The sequence below is a fragment of the Paraburkholderia panacisoli genome, from assembly GCF_008369935.1.
Classification (GTDB): Bacteria; Pseudomonadota; Gammaproteobacteria; order Burkholderiales; family Burkholderiaceae; genus Paraburkholderia; species Paraburkholderia panacisoli.
This window is the reverse complement of record NZ_VTUZ01000056.1, coordinates 24,205-44,289: the sequence shown is the minus strand read 5'-3', so window position 1 is coordinate 44,289 and position 20,085 is coordinate 24,205. Positions and strand designations below refer to the sequence as shown.

General features: G+C 55.8%; 21 protein-coding genes and 1 pseudogene. 13 read left to right on the top strand and 9 right to left on the bottom strand.

What is annotated here, in order from left to right:
- Positions 1 to 274: 274 nt before the first annotated feature.
- Positions 275 to 466, top strand: a complete 192-nt coding sequence (locus FVF58_RS44150) for a hypothetical protein (protein WP_149675890.1) — start codon at positions 275 to 277, stop codon at positions 464 to 466.
- 1,577 nt (positions 467 to 2,043) lie between these two features.
- On the opposite strand, the gene FVF58_RS44145 is transcribed toward FVF58_RS44150, so the two are convergent.
- Positions 2,044 to 3,816, bottom strand: coding sequence for an ATP-dependent nuclease (locus FVF58_RS44145; RefSeq protein WP_149675889.1), 1,773 nt, complete (start codon positions 3,814 to 3,816; stop codon positions 2,044 to 2,046).
- A 721-nt stretch (positions 3,817 to 4,537) separates the two neighbouring features.
- On the opposite strand from FVF58_RS44145, the gene FVF58_RS44140 reads away from it, so the two are divergent.
- The 4 genes from FVF58_RS44140 to FVF58_RS44125 all read left to right on the top strand — a co-directional run bounded on the left by FVF58_RS44140 (position 4,538) and on the right by FVF58_RS44125 (position 8,806).
- Positions 4,538 to 5,698: a hypothetical protein gene (locus FVF58_RS44140; RefSeq protein ID WP_149675888.1), complete on the top strand. Its 1,161-nt coding sequence runs from the start codon at positions 4,538 to 4,540 to the stop codon at positions 5,696 to 5,698.
- Entirely contained in the window at positions 5,695 to 6,156 is a 462-nt protein-coding gene (locus FVF58_RS44135; RefSeq protein ID WP_149675887.1) for a three component ABC system middle component, read from the top strand. The genes FVF58_RS44140 and FVF58_RS44135 overlap by 4 nt, the downstream gene beginning before the upstream one ends.
- Positions 6,153 to 8,156, top strand: coding sequence for a DUF3732 domain-containing protein (locus FVF58_RS44130; RefSeq protein ID WP_149675886.1), 2,004 nt, complete (start codon positions 6,153 to 6,155; stop codon positions 8,154 to 8,156). Before FVF58_RS44135 ends, FVF58_RS44130 begins: the two co-directional genes overlap by 4 nt.
- 326 nt (positions 8,157 to 8,482) lie before the next feature.
- Positions 8,483 to 8,806 carry a DNA polymerase Y subunit UmuC family protein gene (locus FVF58_RS44125; protein ID WP_149675885.1) on the top strand — a complete coding sequence of 108 codons (324 nt, stop codon included), beginning with the start codon at positions 8,483 to 8,485 and terminating at the stop codon, positions 8,804 to 8,806.
- On the opposite strand, the pseudogene FVF58_RS53690 reads toward FVF58_RS44125, so the two are convergent.
- Positions 8,782 to 8,919, bottom strand: a pseudogene (locus tag FVF58_RS53690) (IS110 family RNA-guided transposase); the annotation flags it as partial. The gene FVF58_RS44125 and the pseudogene FVF58_RS53690 overlap by 25 nt on opposite strands.
- A gap of 219 nt (positions 8,920 to 9,138) precedes the next feature.
- Between FVF58_RS53690 and FVF58_RS44115 the strand changes: the two are divergent.
- Both FVF58_RS44115 and FVF58_RS44110 read left to right on the top strand, forming a co-directional pair.
- Positions 9,139 to 10,215 (top strand): hypothetical protein, encoded by a 1,077-nt coding sequence (locus tag FVF58_RS44115; protein ID WP_149675884.1) that lies wholly within the window; start codon positions 9,139 to 9,141, stop codon positions 10,213 to 10,215.
- A 158-nt stretch (positions 10,216 to 10,373) separates the two neighbouring features.
- Positions 10,374 to 11,123, top strand: coding sequence for a lysozyme inhibitor LprI family protein (locus FVF58_RS44110; RefSeq protein WP_188131142.1), 750 nt, complete (start codon positions 10,374 to 10,376; stop codon positions 11,121 to 11,123).
- On the opposite strand, the gene FVF58_RS44105 is transcribed toward FVF58_RS44110, so the two are convergent.
- The gene (locus FVF58_RS44105; RefSeq protein ID WP_149675882.1) at positions 11,116 to 11,325 is read right to left on the bottom strand and encodes a hypothetical protein; all 210 of its coding nucleotides are present in this window, start codon (positions 11,323 to 11,325) and stop codon (positions 11,116 to 11,118) included. The genes FVF58_RS44110 and FVF58_RS44105 overlap by 8 nt on opposite strands.
- A 101-nt stretch (positions 11,326 to 11,426) precedes the next feature.
- On the opposite strand from FVF58_RS44105, the gene FVF58_RS44100 reads away from it, so the two are divergent.
- The 3 genes from FVF58_RS44100 to FVF58_RS44090 all read left to right on the top strand — a co-directional run bounded on the left by FVF58_RS44100 (position 11,427) and on the right by FVF58_RS44090 (position 13,407).
- Positions 11,427 to 12,359 carry a hypothetical protein gene (locus tag FVF58_RS44100; RefSeq protein WP_223191217.1) on the top strand — a complete coding sequence of 311 codons (933 nt, stop codon included), beginning with the start codon at positions 11,427 to 11,429 and terminating at the stop codon, positions 12,357 to 12,359.
- A 193-nt stretch (positions 12,360 to 12,552) separates the two neighbouring features.
- On the top strand, positions 12,553 to 12,948 hold the full coding sequence (locus FVF58_RS44095) for a hypothetical protein (RefSeq protein WP_149675881.1): 396 nt from the start codon (positions 12,553 to 12,555) through the stop codon (positions 12,946 to 12,948).
- Between the two features lie 93 nt (positions 12,949 to 13,041).
- Positions 13,042 to 13,407, top strand: coding sequence for a hypothetical protein (locus tag FVF58_RS44090; RefSeq protein WP_149675880.1), 366 nt, complete (start codon positions 13,042 to 13,044; stop codon positions 13,405 to 13,407).
- A gap of 698 nt (positions 13,408 to 14,105) precedes the next feature.
- Here FVF58_RS44090 and FVF58_RS44085 read toward each other — a convergent pair.
- Entirely contained in the window at positions 14,106 to 14,291 is a 186-nt protein-coding gene (locus FVF58_RS44085) for a TrbI/VirB10 family protein (RefSeq protein ID WP_246217491.1), read from the bottom strand.
- On the opposite strand from FVF58_RS44085, the gene FVF58_RS44080 reads away from it, so the two are divergent.
- Positions 14,290 to 14,592: a hypothetical protein gene (locus tag FVF58_RS44080; protein ID WP_149675879.1), complete on the top strand. Its 303-nt coding sequence runs from the start codon at positions 14,290 to 14,292 to the stop codon at positions 14,590 to 14,592. The genes FVF58_RS44085 and FVF58_RS44080 overlap by 2 nt on opposite strands.
- Positions 14,593 to 14,815: 223 nt before the next feature.
- On the opposite strand, the gene FVF58_RS44075 is transcribed toward FVF58_RS44080, so the two are convergent.
- From FVF58_RS44075 to FVF58_RS44060, 4 genes are all read right to left on the bottom strand, one after another.
- A complete protein-coding gene (locus FVF58_RS44075; RefSeq protein WP_149675878.1) occupies positions 14,816 to 14,992 on the bottom strand; it encodes a DUF2934 domain-containing protein in 177 nt (58 codons plus the stop codon).
- 347 nt (positions 14,993 to 15,339) lie between these two features.
- Entirely contained in the window at positions 15,340 to 15,789 is a 450-nt protein-coding gene (locus tag FVF58_RS44070; protein ID WP_149675877.1) for a hypothetical protein, read from the bottom strand.
- 426 nt (positions 15,790 to 16,215) lie between these two features.
- Positions 16,216 to 16,560, bottom strand: a complete 345-nt coding sequence (locus tag FVF58_RS44065; RefSeq protein ID WP_149675876.1) for a response regulator transcription factor — start codon at positions 16,558 to 16,560, stop codon at positions 16,216 to 16,218.
- 456 nt (positions 16,561 to 17,016) lie between these two features.
- Entirely contained in the window at positions 17,017 to 17,652 is a 636-nt protein-coding gene (locus tag FVF58_RS44060; RefSeq protein ID WP_149675875.1) for a malonic semialdehyde reductase, read from the bottom strand.
- A gap of 152 nt (positions 17,653 to 17,804) precedes the next feature.
- Between FVF58_RS44060 and FVF58_RS44055 the strand changes: the two genes are divergently transcribed.
- Positions 17,805 to 18,413 carry a GNAT family N-acetyltransferase gene (locus tag FVF58_RS44055; RefSeq protein WP_149675874.1) on the top strand — a complete coding sequence of 203 codons (609 nt, stop codon included), beginning with the start codon at positions 17,805 to 17,807 and terminating at the stop codon, positions 18,411 to 18,413.
- A gap of 650 nt (positions 18,414 to 19,063) precedes the next feature.
- Positions 19,064 to 19,222: a hypothetical protein gene (locus FVF58_RS52010; RefSeq protein WP_188131141.1), complete on the top strand. Its 159-nt coding sequence runs from the start codon at positions 19,064 to 19,066 to the stop codon at positions 19,220 to 19,222.
- Positions 19,223 to 19,328: 106 nt separating this feature from the next.
- On the opposite strand, the gene FVF58_RS53685 is transcribed toward FVF58_RS52010, so the two are convergent.
- Positions 19,329 to 19,622: a response regulator gene (locus FVF58_RS53685; RefSeq protein ID WP_246217490.1), complete on the bottom strand. Its 294-nt coding sequence runs from the start codon at positions 19,620 to 19,622 to the stop codon at positions 19,329 to 19,331.
- Positions 19,623 to 20,085: the final 463 nt, after the last annotated feature.

The following is a 20,085-nucleotide window of genomic DNA, read 5'->3' as shown; positions in this document are numbered from 1 at the left end:
GCGGCACACCCCCTTCCTTCTCCATGCGATGGGTGACCCGCGTCGTCTGCACCGTCACGCCACTCGCAGATCCATTTAAATTAGAACGGACTTTCATCTCCGATCTGCGACACCCCCGCAGCCATCGCCGTCTGACGGTATCCATTGCAAAGCACAAGACGAAATCAACCGCGAAATACGAATACCCCTGGATGGCGAAAGACCGTTATGCGGCGTCCCTGCGTAGCGCGCTGATAAAATCCTGCATAGATCGCCCTCCGAGGTCAGGACAGTCATGGATTATCGCGTCAGCTACGAACACAGCCTGAAGAACAAACCAGACGACTTCATCGTCCACATTCCATCGCAGCTCGTCGAAGATGTACCAGCAAATGTGCCGCGCGCACTTCTGCCCGAATACATCACCGACCTGATCCTGAAGCGCTCGCCCCGAATCGGGAAAATCCGCCATCTGCGGATTCTCTGAAGACGCCCAGCCTGCATCTATCCAGGGACGTCGTTGTTTGAAAGGCTGACCGTCCTCGTGGGTCGGCATGTCTCGTCCCGCGTGCGGCAGCAAACGGCCATCATGAGCCGTCCATCGGAAGGCTCCCTCCGACATTCGAACGTCAGTGGCGCATCCGAAATGCGGACGTACAGTCGGTATCTCAAGTTTCAAGCCTACCTGCCGTAAAGCCGGATTGGCTTTGGCATGTACTGTTGCTATCGCATGCCATGATTGAATCTCTTCGAGTCGCATTCTCCGCCGCTTGCGGCGTAGGCCGGTCGGAGACCGGCGGGTTGAAAGAGCGTCATTCATACCTCGCAGCTTGCTGCGAGGTGCTTGATTCAAGGGATTCTCCCGACCACGCGTTACGGCCTCTCAATAATGAAAAAAACACCTACTCTCTTGATGGCGTTATTGCTGACCGCTTGCGGGGGCGGCGGAAATGATCTCATGTCGCCCGTCCCCGCTGACCCGACATCACCGGCATCGCCTCGTTAGATTCAACCCAGGGCGACTCCGCTACTGGAGTTGCCTCATTAGCCTAAACACTATAACCCACTTAGCTTATTGAGCGACCCGAAATGAGATTAATAGCAAAGGTGCTGATAGGATTCTTTGCATTCGTACTAACACTAAAAGTAATAGTGTGGTTAAACTTGGGTGAAACAATTTTCAAAATACTATTTTTGTTCGCCCTTATTGTTATAGCTTTATTTGCCCTCGCAAGTCCAAGGGACACCAGATCAAAAAAGGGAGACGACGAGACGTGGCAGCGAGCGCTATTGGGTCGTTGAGTTTGGTTAACGAGCGAGGGGCAGCATAACGTCACGCCCGCAGACGTTCAGCGTCTTTCTTGACTGTGAAGCAACTGATAGTCAGCGACGGTCCATGATCCGATTTCTCCCTCGCTGAAAATCGCAAACCGTGGTCAGGCTGATTCTAAGTTTCCACGCGAAGGAGGCCTTGACCGATGGCGACTATTACACGTCGCAACGAACAGGCGCGATCGGGGTACAGAGGAGAAGAGCGCACCCCCGCGGCTCGAACTCGCCGCGGGGAATGCGTCGGTTATCGGCGTGCCCCATGTACACCTTGGCCTCCTAGCCAGCGCTAAAAAACATTCGAGCGGGTCGGTGGCTACCGGGCGGTGTCATGGCGTAGTAATTGCGGCCGGCCACAAATGGCCATTCATATGCTTCGTCGGTCGGACATTCAGGGGTCGGCTCCGCCCGTAACCGGCAATCGGATTGTCAAAGACGAATGCCTCTTCATCGGCCATTGCGGACGTTGGAGTGCCGGCCACTGTGAGGCAGCTGAGAGGTGCTTTGCCGCCGTTCGCTCCGTCGTAGCCTCGAATGTCAGGTGCTGATGGGAGTGAACGAGTACTCCCGACCCATAACTGCTGGTGTGGCTGCACCAAGCTCAATGGGCCGGCTGCGAGTTGCTACCGACGTTCGCTTTGCCAGCCCGTGGACAACCTTTCGGCCATTACGGACGTTGCAATGCTATTCGCTAAAGCTCTCACACGGCTGTTCCGGATCATCAACCTGCGTGAATCAGTCAGGCGCCATCTGCTCACTAAACCGTGCGATCGATTCAATCAGCGCTGTTAGATCAGCAGGAACCTCTTCAGCTCTAAATGCCGCCGCCACTTGCAAAGCTGATACAGAGACCTTCACGGTCCTCTGCAGTTCGGCGTTTATCCGGGCGAATACCTCCTTGCCCGGCGCCAGCGCACAGCGCCCCCCGGGCGTGGCCCACTTTTTCTCTAGTTCAGCGAGTACCTGTCCCATGACTGTTGCATTGTCCACGCCCGATTTAACGTCTCGCGCGTAATCGACGGCGCGTGCCTGCAATTGACCAAATAGTTTTTGACGTGTCTCATCTAGTGCGAGAGTCAAGATTGCATCTATATGCGGAACATCCAGTTCTGGCTTTCCTGTACGCTGCGCTTGTTCCTTTAGCCTTGCACCGACGGCACGTTCGATCGCCGCGGAGTCAAGCAAGTAATTTTCGATTTCCTTTCGAGCGTGCACATGGGAAGCGAACCCATTCTTTTCAAGACGTTTAAGAACCGCGTCAATTTCTTCCTGTGTTCTGTAGTCACGATCTAGAACTACCGATCGCAATACTCGACTGCCAACGGCTGCATCTATGCCCTCAGCCAGGTCAATTGCTCTTGCCGGGTTAAACCCTTCCATTATCATCACAGCGAAATCCGAACGATTTGCCACCCTGTGGAAACCGAGGACCCGGGCAAACACGCACAAAATTTGTGTGTCGTGTCCCTCTACAAATAAAACGCGCTTTGTCTTAGCCAATTGTGTCAATGTGGGGTTCAAGTTGGACCCCAACGCACCGAACAGATATTTTAGCTGTCCGATGTCTGCAACGCGCTTTGCGCTCTGGCGCTCTTTGCTAATTGCAAGTAGGCTTGTCGGCTCGCACTCAGCGATCATTTCTGTTGAATGCGTAGCGATGAGAATGTCCGGACCTAGATCTCGAAGGAGAGAGATGAGCTGTCGTTGAAGATCAGAATGGAGATAAATGTCAGGCTCGTCAATTACCAGCAATGACGCGTTTTTTGCCTTCAAAATCTGCGTCAGCATTTGACACCAAACCTGAAAGCCGTACCCCGTCCAACATAGTTCCCGCGGCGTTCTCCCTTCCGGGCAAAACATCACGAGATGCTCGCCGTTGAATTCCGGGGGCTGGATATCCATCCCGGGCCATGTTTTTTGTACGGTATCTCTAAATTCGTCAAATCCTTCGGGGTAGTGAAACCAAACGTTTCGGAAATTACGCGACGCTGTGGCGGTTAGAAGCGCTAAGCGCGCTGCTTCCTTTTTGAAGAGCTTTTCGTGCTGCTCGACGGGGCCAAGTACCGGAACGAAGCCGATCTCAACATCGAACGCTTCCTTAAAGTTGCGAGGTTGTCGAACTGGCTGCTTTGTAGTCTCAGCAATCAGAATGCATGCCCCTTGCGACGGGAAGTGCAGGATGAGTCGATTGGCGTTTGACAAACGGAACTCGACTCGGGCGGGACGGCTATCGTCGTATTCGTGAAAAATATTCTCCGCCGCGATAGGTAGACCTTCAATGCTAATTGGATAGGCCCAACCAGCATATCCCGGGACGTCCACGGGTACTGGCGCCTTCGCCCTCGCTCGGCGAAGCCCCTCCGACAGGATACGAAGGGAACCAATTATTGTCGATTTGCCAGCATTGTTCGGTCCGACAAGAACATTGAAGTCTTCGATCGTTACCGAAAAATTGTGGAATGCTTTGTAGCGAGAGAAACGAATGCTGGTAATTCGATGTCGTGGCATGTTTACGGTCCCAGGAAGGCAGCCTCATATAGTCCTAATACGGCCGTTCGATGTCGATAACCTGCATTGCGTGCCGCCACAGGTGGGGCGCGGAAATCTGCTCAGTGAGGATGCGTTGCTCGGCGAACTTTTTAGTGTGAGCCGACGTACCTCAACTCCTGCTTACCAAAGCGCTGGACGAGTCGGTCGCACACACAGCTGGCACAGGTGACGGTTGCGCAACACAAAGTGGCCCTCTAGCCGCGTACGTGCGCTTTTCAGATGTGCTCCTTACCTCGCCTCGCGATTCCGTGATAAACGATAGCGCGCGTAGGCGGGCCGGTGGCTCCCCATGTATTTGTCACGCAAATACGGGCTAATTATGCGAAATGAATTTTCTCATGCTGCCTAGTATGCGTACGTCCGGACGAAAGGAACGACATGAGTCCGAGTGCAACATGCGGCGGCTAAAGTTTGCGGGAGTTGATGCCGATATTATAGATCTAATGGAGTGCGTTCAGAAAACGATCGTTCCATCGGTCGCTGAGTGCATAGCGTGGGCGTTCGCGACATAGTACAGCTTTCCTCCTCAATGATGGTTGACGTACTGATTTTGCGTCTCGTTCAACCCTGAAAGCCTCGAAAAATCTGAGTGATATTTCTCGATAGTTGCTGCGAGGGAGTGGGAGAGGATTGGCGTTGGCCATATTCGTGATTCGAGACGATGTAGAGGGAAATGATTGTGAACAAAAAACTTGATTTCGATGCGACCAAACTGTTCGAAGCTCTGAAGTACCAAATTCTGGTTGCTATGGAGTATTGCCATACGCTGGCTGATGGGGAAGAGTTATGGATAGAAGTTTCTGGTGACGTGACTGTCGCAAAGCGACAACAGATCGAAGTCAAGTATTATGATGATGATTTGACTGATAGTCACCAAAACTTCTGGAATACGCTAAATAATTGGCTTAAACCTGAGTTTGCCCATCATCAGTATCAATCTCTCGTTCTTCTGACGACCCAAAATTTCGGCGCTAAGGCACGTCTCGCAGAGTGGGACGCAATGACCGTCGAAAAGCGGATTGCAATACTTGAGGAAATTCGAGGCGAGGCAGAAGCGAGGCATACGGTTTCTCGTAAGTCTCAACCATCAAAATCGCTGGAACTTCAAAGGAAGGTCCTTTCGCCAGAGCGTCGGATGGATCTTAAAAACGCGGTCGAGAAGACGAGAATCGTTACAGACGAGTCACGGCTCGAGCAACGTATAACACGCTATAAGCGAGAGCATCTGCGTCCAATTTACACGGGCTGTGTTGATTCCTATCTCGACGATATGTTTGGATTTTTGACTGCAACTAAATTAATTTCGGAAGGCTGGAAGATCTCGGGCTCAGATTTTACCGCAAAGGTTCGTGAGTTGACGGCGCGATACATGTTCAAGACGATCAGGTTCCCCAAGATCGATCGTAGCGCCATCGAGAAGAAGGTTGCTCAACTAGACGTTGAGCACCGCCTGTTTGCGCGGAAACTGACAGAGATTGATGCCGGTGACCATATACTCGAAGCCATCAGCGATATTCTCCATGCTGAAAGTTACATGTCTGAACTAATTGGTGGATACGAGGCAAATAGGCTGGATTTAGAAGGATACTTCGAAGGTCAGCACAAGAAACATATTTTCAGCAGAAAGGCGGAAATATCCAGACTATATAGGGATAAAGATTTTGAAAGCTTAAAAGCAAACTCTAAGGCGTTCTTGTTCACTAGATGCTCAAGAGATGTCGAAGAATTTTGCACGTACACAGATACGCCGATTGAATTCAGAAACGGTGTGGATCAAATGTTGGCTGACGAGGAACCAGGAACCCGTAGAGATGAATTTCACTGGAGATTGTGGGCATGAGCGGCCGTATCATTGACCATTTGTTTTCGCTTCAGCGAACCCCTTTTTCTATGGCGCCGATAGTTCATAGTTTTTTCGCCGAGGTAGTGCCGAAAGAACGCGATTTTCTCCTGAGCTATCTAATTTTGCCGATGGTGCTCTATCCGACAATGCATACCTTTCTGAATAACTCCAACAGAAGGAGTTCGTTGCGGTCGATGTGCGATGACCCTGCGCGGTTGGTTGGACTCGCAGCGCGAGTGGAGGATTGCAAGCCCTTGACAAATTCTGCGATCCTAATCCTAGCAGCAGAAGGGTCAATAAAGATATCCGACGAACTTTCGGTTGAAACGGTTGGTGCCTCTAAGATGTCTCATGCCAAGCCGAGCTACATAAAAGCGGCAAAAAAGCTGGCCTTTATATTTTCTGACGTTGATGTTGTTTCGATATTTCGGACTCTGGGATTGAAGTCACTATGAAGTGTCACGTAAAACTTATTGGCGTGGTCGATCACGAAGATAATCTGCATTATGTTCCATTTTCGCCGGGGTTGAACATCATTACTGGGAAATCTTCGACAGGGAAGAGTGCGTTAATTGAGATATTTGATTATTGCTTGGGTAGTGCGGAGGATACGATACCAGTCGGTGTAATCACAGACAGGTCAAAGTTATTTTTTTCGGTACTGCAATTTCCGCGTTACATGCTGATCACTGCGCGTCGTGCAGGGGCCGACCGTTGTTTCGCCAGAGAGGTTAGTGGAAGCAATCAGGAGCATATTCTCGATCTTTTGAGCAGTTCAGAAGCTTTCTTCGAAGAGCGTTACTTCATGCATCTGTCAGAGTTCAAGAAGAGCATAGGTAGGCACTTTGCGATTACGCTGGAGAATATTGACGAAGATCCATTCCACAAGGCACTGACGGGAAGAAAGACCGAGACGCCGTCGGTTCGCAGTTTCTCGTCGTTCATGTTGCAGCATCAAAATCTTGTTGCAAATAAGCATGCAATATTCTACCGATTCGACGAGAAACATAAGCGAGACCAGGCGATCGATCACTTCAAAATTCTGATGGGATTCGTTGGTGAAGGATACTTCGATCTCGTAAAGGAGTTGGAATCTGCGAGGTATGATCTCAAGAAACTGCAAACGCAGATACCAAAGGAAGATAAGAGAAAGAGCGACTGCATCGCGGAGTACAATTTCAATTTGGCGGAGTATAAGGGGTTTTCTGGTATGACTCTGTTCGACATGACGGCGGATGATATCTGGAAAGAACCGCATCTCGCTCTACAGCGAATTGCGAGCCACCGAGTGATGGTCGACGTGCTCTCAAATCAAGGTGAGGCGCGCAGGCGCTTGCTGCTAGAGGAAAGAGCTGCGGCCCTTGTGTTGAGGCGTCAGACCGAAAGTAAGCTCAGGATGATTGACCACTCAATTTCCTCCTCCGTGCGCTTCGGAGAAGAGTCATTGACCATTACGTTACCCGCGGGAAGTGATCCGAAGGAACCACATTGTCCTATGTGCAAAGCGCCAAATCATGCTCCGGCGATAGAGGGGAACAAGCTCGCAGCCGCCATTGATTGGCTGAACGGAGAGCTTAGGTTGTCCGCTTACGCACGAGAAGGGTTTATCGATGAGAGAAGGCAGACTGTCGCCAAACTCAAGGAAATCGATACTGACTTACAACGCAACAAGGCTGCGCTGCGCCCGTTTGAGGAGGAAGTAGAACGGCTTCACAGCCCTGAAAAAGTTAATGAGCAAGCGATCAAAGCGAAGCTTAAGCTCGAGATTGCAATTCAGCGGCAAATCGACAGGCCGCCCTCCGAACTGGACGACGCGAGACGAACTCTGGAAGACCGTGTCAAGCAGCTCGAGAGACAGGTCGGGCAGTTCGGTGTTGAACAACTTATGGCTGAATTGGAGTCATCGATCAATTCCAAGATGTGTGAAATTGGTGACAAATTCGAGTTCGAGGCGACCTACAGACCCGTCAAACTGAGATTTGACCTTGAGACATTCGACCTGTGGTATCAACGTGACGCAAATACGAGGATCTATCTGCGCTCGATGGGGAGCGGTGCGAATTGGCTGTATTCTCATCTGGCATTGTTCCTGTCGTTGCATTATCACTTTGCAGCGCGTTCAGACACAGGTTGCAAGATTCCTCCTATTCTCTTTTTGGACCAGCCGACCCAGGTCTATTTCCCGGCTTCCCTAGATGATGGGAAAGCCTTCGCGCCGGAGGCTTTGGCTAAGCAAGCCAAGCGAGAAGAGAAGCTCGACGCCGATATGGATGCAGTAACCAATATGTTTACGCAGCTGGCGAGGTTCTGTAAGGAAACAGGGCAGATGACTGGCGTAATACCCCAGATCATTATCTCCGACCACGCCGACAATCTGGAACTTGGAGATGGCTACGAGTTCCGTAGCTACGTTCGAGCAACATGGCGCGATCGTGGGTTTATCGCCGACGCTTAGCTGACGTCCTGATCGGGAGGCTAGTCAGCGAGATGCGAGGGCGCATAGGTCCGAAACGCGCGTGGCAACGTGTGGCGCCCGAAGGCGTGGCAGGTAATCGAATCGTCAGTCTTGCGCTACGACAGTGGCTGCGCTCTACGAGAGGATCAGTCGCTCAACTTCCATGCGGTGGATGCGCTGCACGGCGGGTGATTCGTGGAGCGCACCCACGTCTACAAGACGTCGGAGTTGTTGCTGGCATCGAGCCGGCGCGCGGCGCGCCGGCGCGCCCGACCGGGCAAGTTGATCGGCGACGTCTGGCTCCGACGATAGGCGTCCATCTCCCATTGTTGTGCCTCGAAGTGTTCCGGCCGAAGTGGTCGCATGACGCTCATGACACAGCCGACGGCCTCGCCGTGCTCGAGAAGGAACGCGTCGTTGCGGCTGACAAACTAGCGTGCGATGCGGGTGTCTGCCTCGGCATGCGGCGCGGCGGTGTCCTGACGCTCGCTCCGTCAACGGTGATGCACGAGCGAGACAGCACGGCGGAAGTGAACGCAGTGCGCGAGATCGCGACCGGGCTGCTCAATCTGTCGCCGCAGGTGGTCCTTGCCGAAGAGAGCACGGTCCTCGTCGACCTGTCGGCCAGATGCGCAGCGAGAACTGCATGAATTTCGTTCTTCAGTCGTGTACGTTGCCGGACCAGCTATGAACGGCGCGAGATCTGTCGCCGTAGCGCCAGCGTGTTCTCGTCCGGCATCCACACCTCCGGCAAAAAGTCGCTTCCTTCGACTGGAAATCAGCCGTGAACCAGTTTGCCACCGTGTTCGGCGAGCGCTTTACGCTCGCCCGCGAGTAGAGCGCGTTTTAACCGCCTCGCACGCAAAAAGACGGACAGGCTCGCGAAGATGTCGCGGCCTAAAGAAATGGCTTCTTGTTGCCGATATTGCGGCAGGGCCGCAGTCGATTCATTTAGTCAATTAAAAAGAAGCCATAGAATTATATGAACGAAAATACTTTGCAAACCACGGCGCAAGCCATCGGCGACCACGCCTTCCACCGCAATCTACACCAGGCGCAGATCCGCTCTGCTTTCGCCGCTTACGTACTCTGGTTTTTCCTTGGCTCAGTCGGTGCGCACCTGATGTACACGCGCCGCTGGGTCATGCTCGCAGCCCACTACCTGCTTTTGGTTCTGGCGGCTGTTGGCGTTGGCATGGTCTTCCACAATAGCGGAATCCACAGTCTGGCCGTTGGATTTGCGGCACTATGGGGCGCATTCCTGCCGTTCAGCATCTTCAGCTTCCTCGGCATGTGCATCTTGTTTGCGCAGGTGAATTACTGTAACGAGGACTCCGCGTTGCGACTGGCTGGGCAGAAGCCGAAGCTTACGCGTGTGACTGAACGTCTGGTCATCATTGTTTCGGGCGGCGCGTTCGCGATCTTCGCTACCCTGCTATCGGATTTTCCAGGTTCGGCGCAGGTAAGGGTTCCGGCACATGACGAACTGGCCACGACTCCGAATACGAGTGTGCCGACGCCTGCGGTACAGCAAGCCAATCCAGGGAACGCTAGCAGCGCACCCGCAGCGAGCGTCGAACAGGACAGCACTGAGCCACAAGGCAATGCAACTGAGGCCTCTTCGCAAGTGGCGACTGGGGCAGACGCGGTACAAGCACATGAGCAGCAACCACCAGTACAGGACCAGGCTGCACAGCCCCCTGCTGCTCAACAGGCAGACTCTGCTACCGATTTCAACACCACTCCAAATCAGCTTTATGGAACGAGCTTTGACTGCGGACAAAGCCACTCGCAGAATGAATATTTGATTTGCCACACGCCAGCACTTGCTAACGCAGACGTGAAACTGGCTAACTCCGTAACAGCCGCCAAAAACGCAATTGCTCCTGCAGATCTGGATGCTCTAAAGGAGCGGATGCGGGGTCAGTGGAACTTCCGGGAGAAGCGTTGCAACGACGTCGCCTGTCTTAGTGCGTGGTACACCTATCAGATCAAGACGATGACACTCATTGCACAGACCCAGAACGTTGCGGCTCGGCTGGATACCACGCAAAACTAACAGCCAATCCGAGGCAAGGGGGCAGCACGCTCGAAATCCCACAGGCACCTGCCCACTGCGTCAACGGGAATTGACCTGCGGCAGTAGCCGCGGGAGCTTTTAACAACGGGGAAACAAGAACAATGAGATTCGCGAGAGCATTTGCATTTGGCTGTTTTTTGTCCACCGCATTGGTGGCCACCGCGTATGCCGAAACCGAGGCGCAATTCGTCCAGTCAGCCGCAGGCGTGTGGCGCAGTGACGGCGGCTCCCTGCTGACCATCGGGCCGATCAGCAACGGCCTGATCGGCGCGATCGACTCGACCGGGACGAGCTTCGTCGCGCAGTCGAGCAAGTTCAACGAGGATCAGTCATACCTCACCCTGAAGATCGTGAGCGCCGCGGCCCCGATGACGTGGGTGCTGCGCGAGGTCTGGAATGCGGACCACACGCGCTTCAGCCTGACGCTCACCGCGAACAGCGGCATGAAGATGGCCTTCTCGTATGTCCGCGATCTCGAGGACGAGGATCACGCAGCGCTCGCGAAGCTGGCGTCACGCCGGGCACCGTCCGTAGCGGCTGCGCCGGCACTTCAGCCCGCGCCGCACAGGGTGGCGGTCGCTGCGAACGCGGACCCATGCTCGGACAACGCGAGCGATGCACCTGCGATGCTGGAGTGCCTTGAAGGGCAGCGGGAGCAGGCCGACAAGGCTCTGAATGCGGCATACAAAACGACGATGGCGCGACTGGATGATGGCGGCAAGCAGCGCCTGAAGCTCGACGAGCGCGCGTGGATCAAACAGCGCGACAAAACGTGCGAAGAGAATGACAGCGGGCTAAACGCGGGCAGTCGCGCGGTTGAGGCATCGGTAGAGTGTTTCGCTGACGAAACCAGGAAGCGCACTGCGATCGTTCAGACGTTCAAGTAACCTGACCGAGGTGCGAGGATCGCAACCGCGCACCAAACTTCGAGCACCCGGCCATTCGCACGTCTTTCATGAACTTCATGCTGCGCACCGGGAAGCTCGGCGACGGGTAGGCGATTTTTCTCCGAGACAGGCTGACGTACGCGGGGCGCCGGTCGTCATAAAGCTGATCGGTCTTCAGCCCGGGCACACGCAGATCGCCCATGCGGAGACATCAGCCCTGCATACCAGCCCAATTCCCAAACGGAAAGAGGCACGTGAGTTGGATCGGGTCAGGAATAAGAAAAAGGAATCCACGGTAAGGGCATGCAGAAAACGACTCCCCCTTTTCTCGACCGACACGGCAATCCTCTCGTGCGTCAGGTCGAATTGGTCGTCGCCGTGAGGGATCAAAACGGTATTCTCCACTCAGCAACGGCGCAGTCTCTCGAAGACTGGAATCAAGGCACGCGAGACGTCGAACTTGTTAATCAAGTTCACGGCTTCCAACTGCTCGAAATTCTGACGTACGAGTTAGGGTTAATCGACGTCGATGAGGAGGGTCTACTTAAACACAGGATAATCTGCACGCCCGATCCCCATGTATCTGTCATGCGGGTACTGGGAAAGATCGCGGAGGCCTTGATTGTCAAAGAGTGCAACGATAGCGCTTCTGCCAATCGGAAATGGGGCATGTATGCCCGACGGGGACAAAGAATTAACCGGGCCCTGGACCGCTTCAAGGCGATTGGTACCGGACTTAATCGCACGAAGCAACTTTACCCCACCAAATATAGCGCGGGAAACACGCAGCGTGACATCATTTGGATACACGAGGACGACGTGGTTGACGAGCTCATGCAAATGTCACGCGGAGATAGCGATCGTACCAATCGAGGCGTATCAGCAGGTTTGCAGGTTAAAGTCAGTTTCGATGGTATGAGTTATGTGTACCCGGATATGAAAAGCAGCAGGTACGAAGTCCCTCTGGTGTATTTCGATCTGTCCGGTGATTTCGTCAAGGTAGCGAACGCAATCTATAAGGATTGCCCCGGTATAGTAATCAATCAGGATCTGATCTCCGGTCAGTTCTTGTCGCGCGAATGTCACGAAGTGCTCCGATCGTACTATGGGGTGGTCCTAGATCTGGTTAAGGGAAAATTGCGGCCTGATGACATCGTCAGGGACGAGGTGCTGTTCGACGCCTTCAAAAAGGACGTGCAGGAGCAGAATCTCCACAAGGAGATCATTGTGGTGTGAGTAACTGAACGCGTAGCCGCCGGAAGCAAAGGGGTCGTCTCGCGCAGCCCAGGTGTTCTGTCGCGGGCGGCCTCACCTCGCGTGTCGCAGGAGGATTGACGCGGCGGTCGACCGGCTGCTCAAGAGCGCGCCGCTCAATGAGGTAACGTGGGGCGCATGATACAAAGACGCCGTTCAACAAGACGGGGAGATTATGAAAAAGTTGATGCTTGCGGCACTGGGGGTTGTTTTACTGGGCGGTTGCGTGGGCATGCGGGACATTACCGCGAATGACCTGCGCAAGCCTGAACATGCGGCGCAGACCCTGTATTTCGACAAGTCGGTCCAGCAGGTGAATCAGGCCCTGTTCGAGCATGCGACCGGCTGCCGCTCGCTTGGCACGATCTCGGCGGATCCGACTGGAAGCCGCATTGTGGTGACCGATGAGGGGATGGGCCTAACAAAGCTCGCGGTGTGGGCGCTGGTCGACATCGACGCTGACGGCAGCGGCGTGAGGCTCACCAGCTATGACTACTATCACAACAAGAACACGCGGCATTTCATCGGCGAGGTGATCAACGCAATCAGCGACCCGAAGACCTGCTCGTAGACCGCAAGGTCTAAAGACATTACTCAATACGGGGGAAAATATGAAAAATCCTTTCTAGCGGGAGTCACCGCATCGTTCGCACTGAGCGCATGCGTGAGCACGGCGAGCGTGTCTGGTACGGCCGACGAGCTGCGTAGGCCCAAATATGCCTACAAGAGCGTGCAGATCGCCAAGACGATTCCGCAGATCCATCAGGCGCTCTTCGACTATCAGGCGAAGTGTCGCAACGTGGGTGAGATCATCGTGGATCCATCAGGCAAACGAATCGTCATCAAGGACACCTCGCAGCAGCTCGCGCGCGGCAGCGTCTGGTTGCTGATCGACATCACGGCAGACGCTGGCGGCGCGCAACTGAAGAGCTATCTAGTGAAGCCTGAATTCTGGACCTCGTTCGTCGACGAGACGATCGGCGCGATCAACAACCCGAACGCGTGCTATGTGCGCCAAGGGCAGGCATAACGGGCGACGAGGGCGCCAGCGCCCGCACGCCGCGCTATTGGGTGCTTCGCCGGCACAACAACAGGTGCCAACGCGGTTCTTCCGATCCTGATTACGGTTTATGTTCGCGCGCCGGAGCCGGCAACCTCCCCATGTTCGTCAGCGCGGTAAGTCCATCTGTCGATTCCTCCGTCAGTGCCGCGAGCCGCGCCCGCGCCGGCGTCATCTGGGAAAGGAGACTGGCCTGAAAGATTCGTGCGTCGACATTGCCAAGGTGCGCCGAGTTTCCCGCGGAAAGATAGGCGCCGAAAAGTTTGCCGCCTTTCTTTTTGCACTTATTAAGGCCATCGCAACCGCGTATGGCAGCAGTGGGTCGACAGTACGCGTTCGTTGAAGTCGGTAGCGATCATTCGCCTCCCGCCGTTCGCGAATGACTGGTGAGCGCCAATCAGCAGGCATATCAGCTTCGACGCACGAACGTCGGCTGTGGCCGACAACCGGGCAAACAGTTTTGTCCGCGAAGGGCAACTCGGCCTGATCCAAGACTTCACACACGACTGATCACCTGCCGCTCGCTTGATCGGCTGATGGATGTCCTGAAGGACGTTCGGTGTGAGTTGCCAGGTCGATCGATCGGAACCGTAACGCACGCGAGCGAGCGCAGCGTCGCACACGACGCGACGAAGGTGAATGCATCAGCGGATTGCGATCAGCTGGTTTCACTGCAGGCAACTTCCGTCGACGAGGGCAGGGGGTAACTTCATATCGCGCCTTGTGACCATGGTGATGCGCTGGCCCGGTTCCAGTCTTAGCGTCGGCTGGATGTTCATGTTGCGCTGGAGAATGGTCTGCGTGGTTTGCGACAGCGACTGCGCTGCTGCCGACGTCACGAGGGAGTACATCATGCGAGTTGCTACGAAAGGATTACTGTTATCGGCATTCATTTTGAGTTTGTCCGGCGCTGCCTATGCGCAGGGTGCGGGCACCAGTGGTGGTGGTGGGGGCGGTGGTGCAGGCCAGGGCGGCACCGGAATGGGAACGCCGAATGCAAGCGGCACTACGGAGTCACCATCTGGCGCGTCCGGCGCAAACACGATGGGGAAGTCGGGCGACATGTCGCAAAAGCAGATGAACCCTAAGATGCAGAAGAAGGGAGGAATGGATGCACCTGCTTCCGAGGGTGCCGGCATGAAGAAGACCTACTGACAGCGGTGCTGTTGGAGAAGCGTCCTGCGCAATTTGCAGTCAAGGTCCGGGCGTTATGCGGTATCGTGACGAAACCAGATAGCGTCAGGCACGTCGTGGGGTCGGCGCATAGCGACAACGGAAGGACGCGCCGCGTGCACTGCGCCGCCGGACGGTTCTCCTGCAAGAGTGATGGCCCCGCTGGCCGGTCGACGGGGGGCTCCTCTTCACCGTCCGGTTTCCGTCACCTGGGCAGCCGGCTCCTTGGCTCAGTTTCGTTTCCGTCCGCAGTCTCTTCTTCGTCTATCTGGGCCTTGGCCTGTTCCCAATACTCGTCGGCCCGTCCATCGGGGCTGCCGTCCTTTTCCCAGAGCTCATAGGCCCGCACACGAATCTTCTCTTCCCGCGAAACGTTGTCCATTGCACTCTTTCCAGTAGATTACTACGAACATCTACGCATGTTGTCGCTCGTCCTCCTGGACACGCGCGCGCCCGCGCACTGATTGAGCAACGGGCGTTCCTGGGAGAACGCAGATAGCGCAAACGACGGCAGGGTCCGGCTCCGCGTAAAGGTACAGGAATCATAAGTGGAATTGCGTGACGGTTTTGGTGGCATCGGGGGTTGCTGTCGCATGATGTGCCCGCATCACCGATGAACAGTGCGACTCTGCCATGGGTGCGTGCGTCAACATGGTTCGCCGCAGTCGCTCGGTCTGCCACGCACCTGCCATCATGGCGTCGCAAAACGGGCGGTGGGCAATCAAATCACTATTCCTGGCTGCGGCAGACCTTCCGGTGGGGTGAGAAGCGCCAGTGGCCGGCCGCATCCTTTACTGCGAGCGCGCCATAGTCGTAAAGCATCTCGCAAGCGGTGGCAGGTCTCAGGCCAGTTGTGTCCTCGATAACCAGAAGCGTACGCGAGATTGTGTCGACGCTCACGGGAGCCGCAGTGTCGGCGCTGAGGCCCAGGTCTTCCGTCTCCGGGTGGTATCGGTTCGCGCCTGCGCCCGGACGCTCGCCATGCGCGGCATACTCGGCGGCCTCGTGGAGGCGCCAATCCAGCTCTGGAGTATTGACAGGAAGTGGCGTCGTCGGGGCGCGTTTTCCTGCCTGGTATAAATGTCCATGGTCCAGGCTTAAGCCCAATGCCTGCAGCGCGCGAAGCGCCTCATCGCCGTCATGATATGAGCCGAACAGCGCAACGATGACTTGTGGCATGCGGTTCCTCCATAGGTCATCAGCTGATACGCACTCAAGCGCGCAAGGGCTATACCTGGCCAGGCAAGCGCGCAAGCAGCGTGACTTCCAGCCCGTCGTACCGTCTTCGCCCATATCGCCGCGTGCGTGGGCGCCGTACTTGCCGGTATGGCATTGACGCGTTGTGTCAGAGGAGACCTCACGCCGCTACAGGAGTGATACCAGTTACCCTAACGGAAGACGAGACCGACATCCTCAACGAAATTTCTTAGCCTTCGGGAAGAAAGCGCTGGATGGAACGCCGCGTGGAATGCCCGGCGGGTGAGAGTGCGGGCACTGGTTCCGGCGTATCGTTGCTCGCAGAACTTTCGTAGCCCCAAAGGCGAGCATCCCGATAGCGCTTGCGCCATCTGGTTTGCGTTGTGTATCGAGGCGAAGCCAGGAACGTCATGCGAGGAGCCTGTCAATCAGGTCGACCAACTCGACCTCAGAGAACGGCTTCCGGAGGAAGGCCTGTACCGGTAGCACATGCGGTACATTGATGGCGGTGGTCATTATTACGGGGATATGGGCAAGTAACGGCATTGCTCTCAACGCGCGCACCAGCGCTATGCCATCCATGCCCGGCATCATGACATCCGTCACGATGATGTCAGGAGCCTCGACCGACGTAGCATTGAGTGCTTCCGTCCCGTTTTCGGCCCGTCGAACGTGGTGTCCTTCAAGAACAAGCACGGTTCCCAGTGCCTGAAGAAGGTTGGCGTCGTCTTCAACCAGCAGCACGTTAGCCATTTGTCCGCTCCTTTTGTAGCAGAACAAGCAGCAACGCATGTTCCCTTTCTGTATGAATGAAAGCGGAGCGCCGTACGGCGCTCCGCCGACGAACGGGTCCCGAGGAGCAGTAGCTAGCGAAGAAAAATAGTCTTGGTATATTTCACTGCGATATTCGAAGCTGAGGACGAACGTGCATGCCCACGTCAGTCGCGTGAGTTTCGCTGGTCGCCGTCAACAGAATTCTCCCGCGATGGCACCGGCGTTCAATGGTTTCACTGGTCGCAAGTTCCCCGGAACTTGCGACCCAGGTCCGGCCCGCGGCATGCGGCACTCGTCGCCAGTCCACACATGCGACGAGCCCGTCTCACGGCGGTGCCGTGGAAGCAGGGCCCGCACGCTAGAAGTCATATCACATACTGTCCGTCGAAACGCCAATCGAAGGATGTGAGTATGTTCCGCCGAAGACGGCGCAGGTCACAAGAGCGTGCATGCTTCGTCGAAATCGAGGCGAGGCCCGCGCGGGTGGAGCCCGGAAGCATCACCGTAGCCCAGGCTGCACAGGAAGTTCGATTTGAGATGGCCTTCCGGGAAGAACTCTTCGTCGGTGCTCCGGTCGCTTTTTCCCGCTCCGAAAAACTCCTCGTCGACCTTGGCGTTATCGAAGCCGGACATCGGCCCGGAATCAAGACCCAGTGCACGAGCGGCGAGAATCAGATAGGCCCCTTGCAGGGACGAATTGCGCCTCGCAGTTGTGTCGACCAGTTCCGGTGTGCTGGCGAAGTGGTCGCGCATGCCGGGGTTGTGTGGAAAAAGTGTGGGCAGCTTTTCGTAGAAGGTCAGGTCGTAGGCGATGATGGCAGTCACGGGAGCGTTCCTTACCTTGTCCACGTTCCCAGGGGAGAGCGCGGGTACCAGCCGTTCCTTGGCTTCCCTGGTGCGAAGGAATACGATTCTTGCCGGGTTGCAGTTGGCGCTCGTGGGTGCCCACTTCATGAGGTCGTATAGTTGACGCAGTGTTTCATCAGCGACGGGTTGATTCAACCACGTGGTATGTGTGCGCGCTTCACGAAACAGAAGATTGAGCCCCTCATCATTCAGTACCTTGTTCATAAAACCTCCTTGGTTGGGAAGGCTGACGCGACCGCTGGCGGTGCCCTTTGGATAAGGGAATTGTAGTCGCAGCTTCGACGTGGCATGCCGTCAGCTACCTTGTGGACCAGTCGTAGCATCAGGCACATCTCGTAGGAAACGTCGGCCTCGTGATGGAGACGATTCAAAATCGCGGCTCATCGGACAGGGAAATTCTGGCGGGTATGCTGGCCAGGGCATTTGCACGTGACTCACTCGCAGTCCATGTGTTCCCAGAGGACATGGCTCGACAGCAAAGGCTGGTCGCAGTCCACCGACCCTACCTTCGCGTATTCTCGCGTAGCGGTATTGTTATCACCAACAGCGAGCGGAGCGCCGCAGCACTTTGGTTACCTCCCGGTCGTTACCCGCTGTCGCTGGCCGCACATCTACGACTATTGCCGCGCATGGCGTTGGCTACCGGTTTGACGGCACTCCCCAGCGCGCTGCATGTGTTGGGCCATCTTGAGCAGATGCATCCTGCCGGCCGAAGGTTCTGGTATCTCGGTGTCCTGGGCGTTGAGCCAAACAAGCAACGCACAGGCCTTGGGAGCGCCCTGCTCGAGACTGGACTTCGCGTGTGCGACAAAGAGGGCGCAGATGCCTATCTGGAGACTGCAGAGCCCAGCAATCTGCCGTTTTACTCAGTGTACGGATTTGAGGTGCTGGATACTTCTGAGTTGCGGAATGGACCGCGCGTTTGGAGCATGTGGCGCGAGGCACGCGACACTCGAGACTGGTGACGGGGGACCGTGCATACAATGACGCGAAAGCGCTGTCGTTTGCAGAACAGCGCGCGCTTCGTGATGCCAGCGTGCCTGTGGACATGAAGACAGCGCAGCTAACGGTATGGCGCCGGACGAACGGTTCGGCGAAGCCCGGCGCGCGACGAAGTACCTTTGCAGCAACGGTGCCGCAGGCCGTCCAGTATCAGGTACCTCATGAATGCACTCGAACCACTCGTGGTGTCTTTTTCCGATAGACACGAATGACCCCGACCATGCCATCGCGATTCTGCCAGCTATCGCCCGGCGGGGTTTTTCGCGGCTGAGGCAAGCCAATCTGCGAAAGCCCACCGTTTTGGATTTCTTTGTTTAGTGGCCGCTGCTGGCGTTGCATTGGGCCAGATGAGGAGCACCGCTAGCCGTTGACGCGCGACTCGGGAGATTTTTGAAGGCTCGCGTGAAGTTGTATTCGAAGGGAGAGGCTGGGAGGCCGGCGACGAGCTGCGTTTGGCGTGCTGACTGAACGAGTGCGCCACCGCAGAACCCCTCAAGCCTCGACAGATTTTTCGCCGGAGTCCAAGCCACATTGCATTCGACCCTTGATTATCGCCAGTACGCCACCTATTGTGGAAAGTGCCATAAACGGCACGAAACGTAAGGAGTACATCATGCCATCGCCCAGAAAGGCCTCGCCTGCTCACGGGGCTGAAGCTGAGATGTCGAGCAAGAAGAAGGTAGCTTCGCCGGCGAAGGCTGCCGGAAAGGCGCAGGGCGAGAAAAGCCCCCAAATGACCAAGCAGCGCACCAAGAACAAGTCAAAAGCCTGAAACGGAAACGCCCCAGAAACGGGGCGTTTCCATACGCTTGCGAAGCCCATCAGCTCGATGTGCATCATAGACTGCACATGCTGCTACCAGCAGCCCGGCGACGAATTCATCGCTCGTGGAATGTTGTCACCGACCTCAGTGGGAACCGGATGCCGAGATTCGGCTGGGCCAGCAGGCGCGACCGGCCGGCTAACGCGGCCTCGGCCGCAAGCCGCTCGCTGTCCCACGCCAGGGGCTGAGCCACTGCGTCCAGCATGTCCTTGTCCTTGAACGGCTTGGCAAGGAAGTCCAGGGCGCCGGCCTTCATCGCCTTCACACCCATCTCGAGGTCGCCATGACCGGTCATGAAATTGACGGGAATGCGCATGCCGCTATTGACGATTTCCCGATGAAACGCCATGCCACTTTTTCCACGGAGCCGTACGTCAAGGATGAGGCAGCTCGCCCGGTGGAATGAGGAGACCGGAGAAATTCGTCCGGGGAACGTTTGGACGCGAAGCCTACAGAGCGCATAAGCATGTCGAGAGCTTCCGGACTCCCTTGTCGTCATCGACGACGCAGATGACGGAACCGTCGTCTCCTGCGGATTCAGTCCTCATTCGGTAGGTCGGGACCAGCAGTCATCCGGGTACCTCGCAAAGCCGGAACGCGGTCGCACCACATCGCATGACAGCGGGGCGGGTACTGCACCATTGCCGGCTAGCGGCGCAAACTGCACGGTACCGTCCAGCCGAAGTCCCGGCCACCCATCGAAATTACCTACGAGCCAGAGCCACCCGTTGGCCAATCGACCCACGAGCATCGTTTCCCCGGTATGTGCCTCAGCCCGACGACTACTGGTGAATGGACGACCTTTCACGACC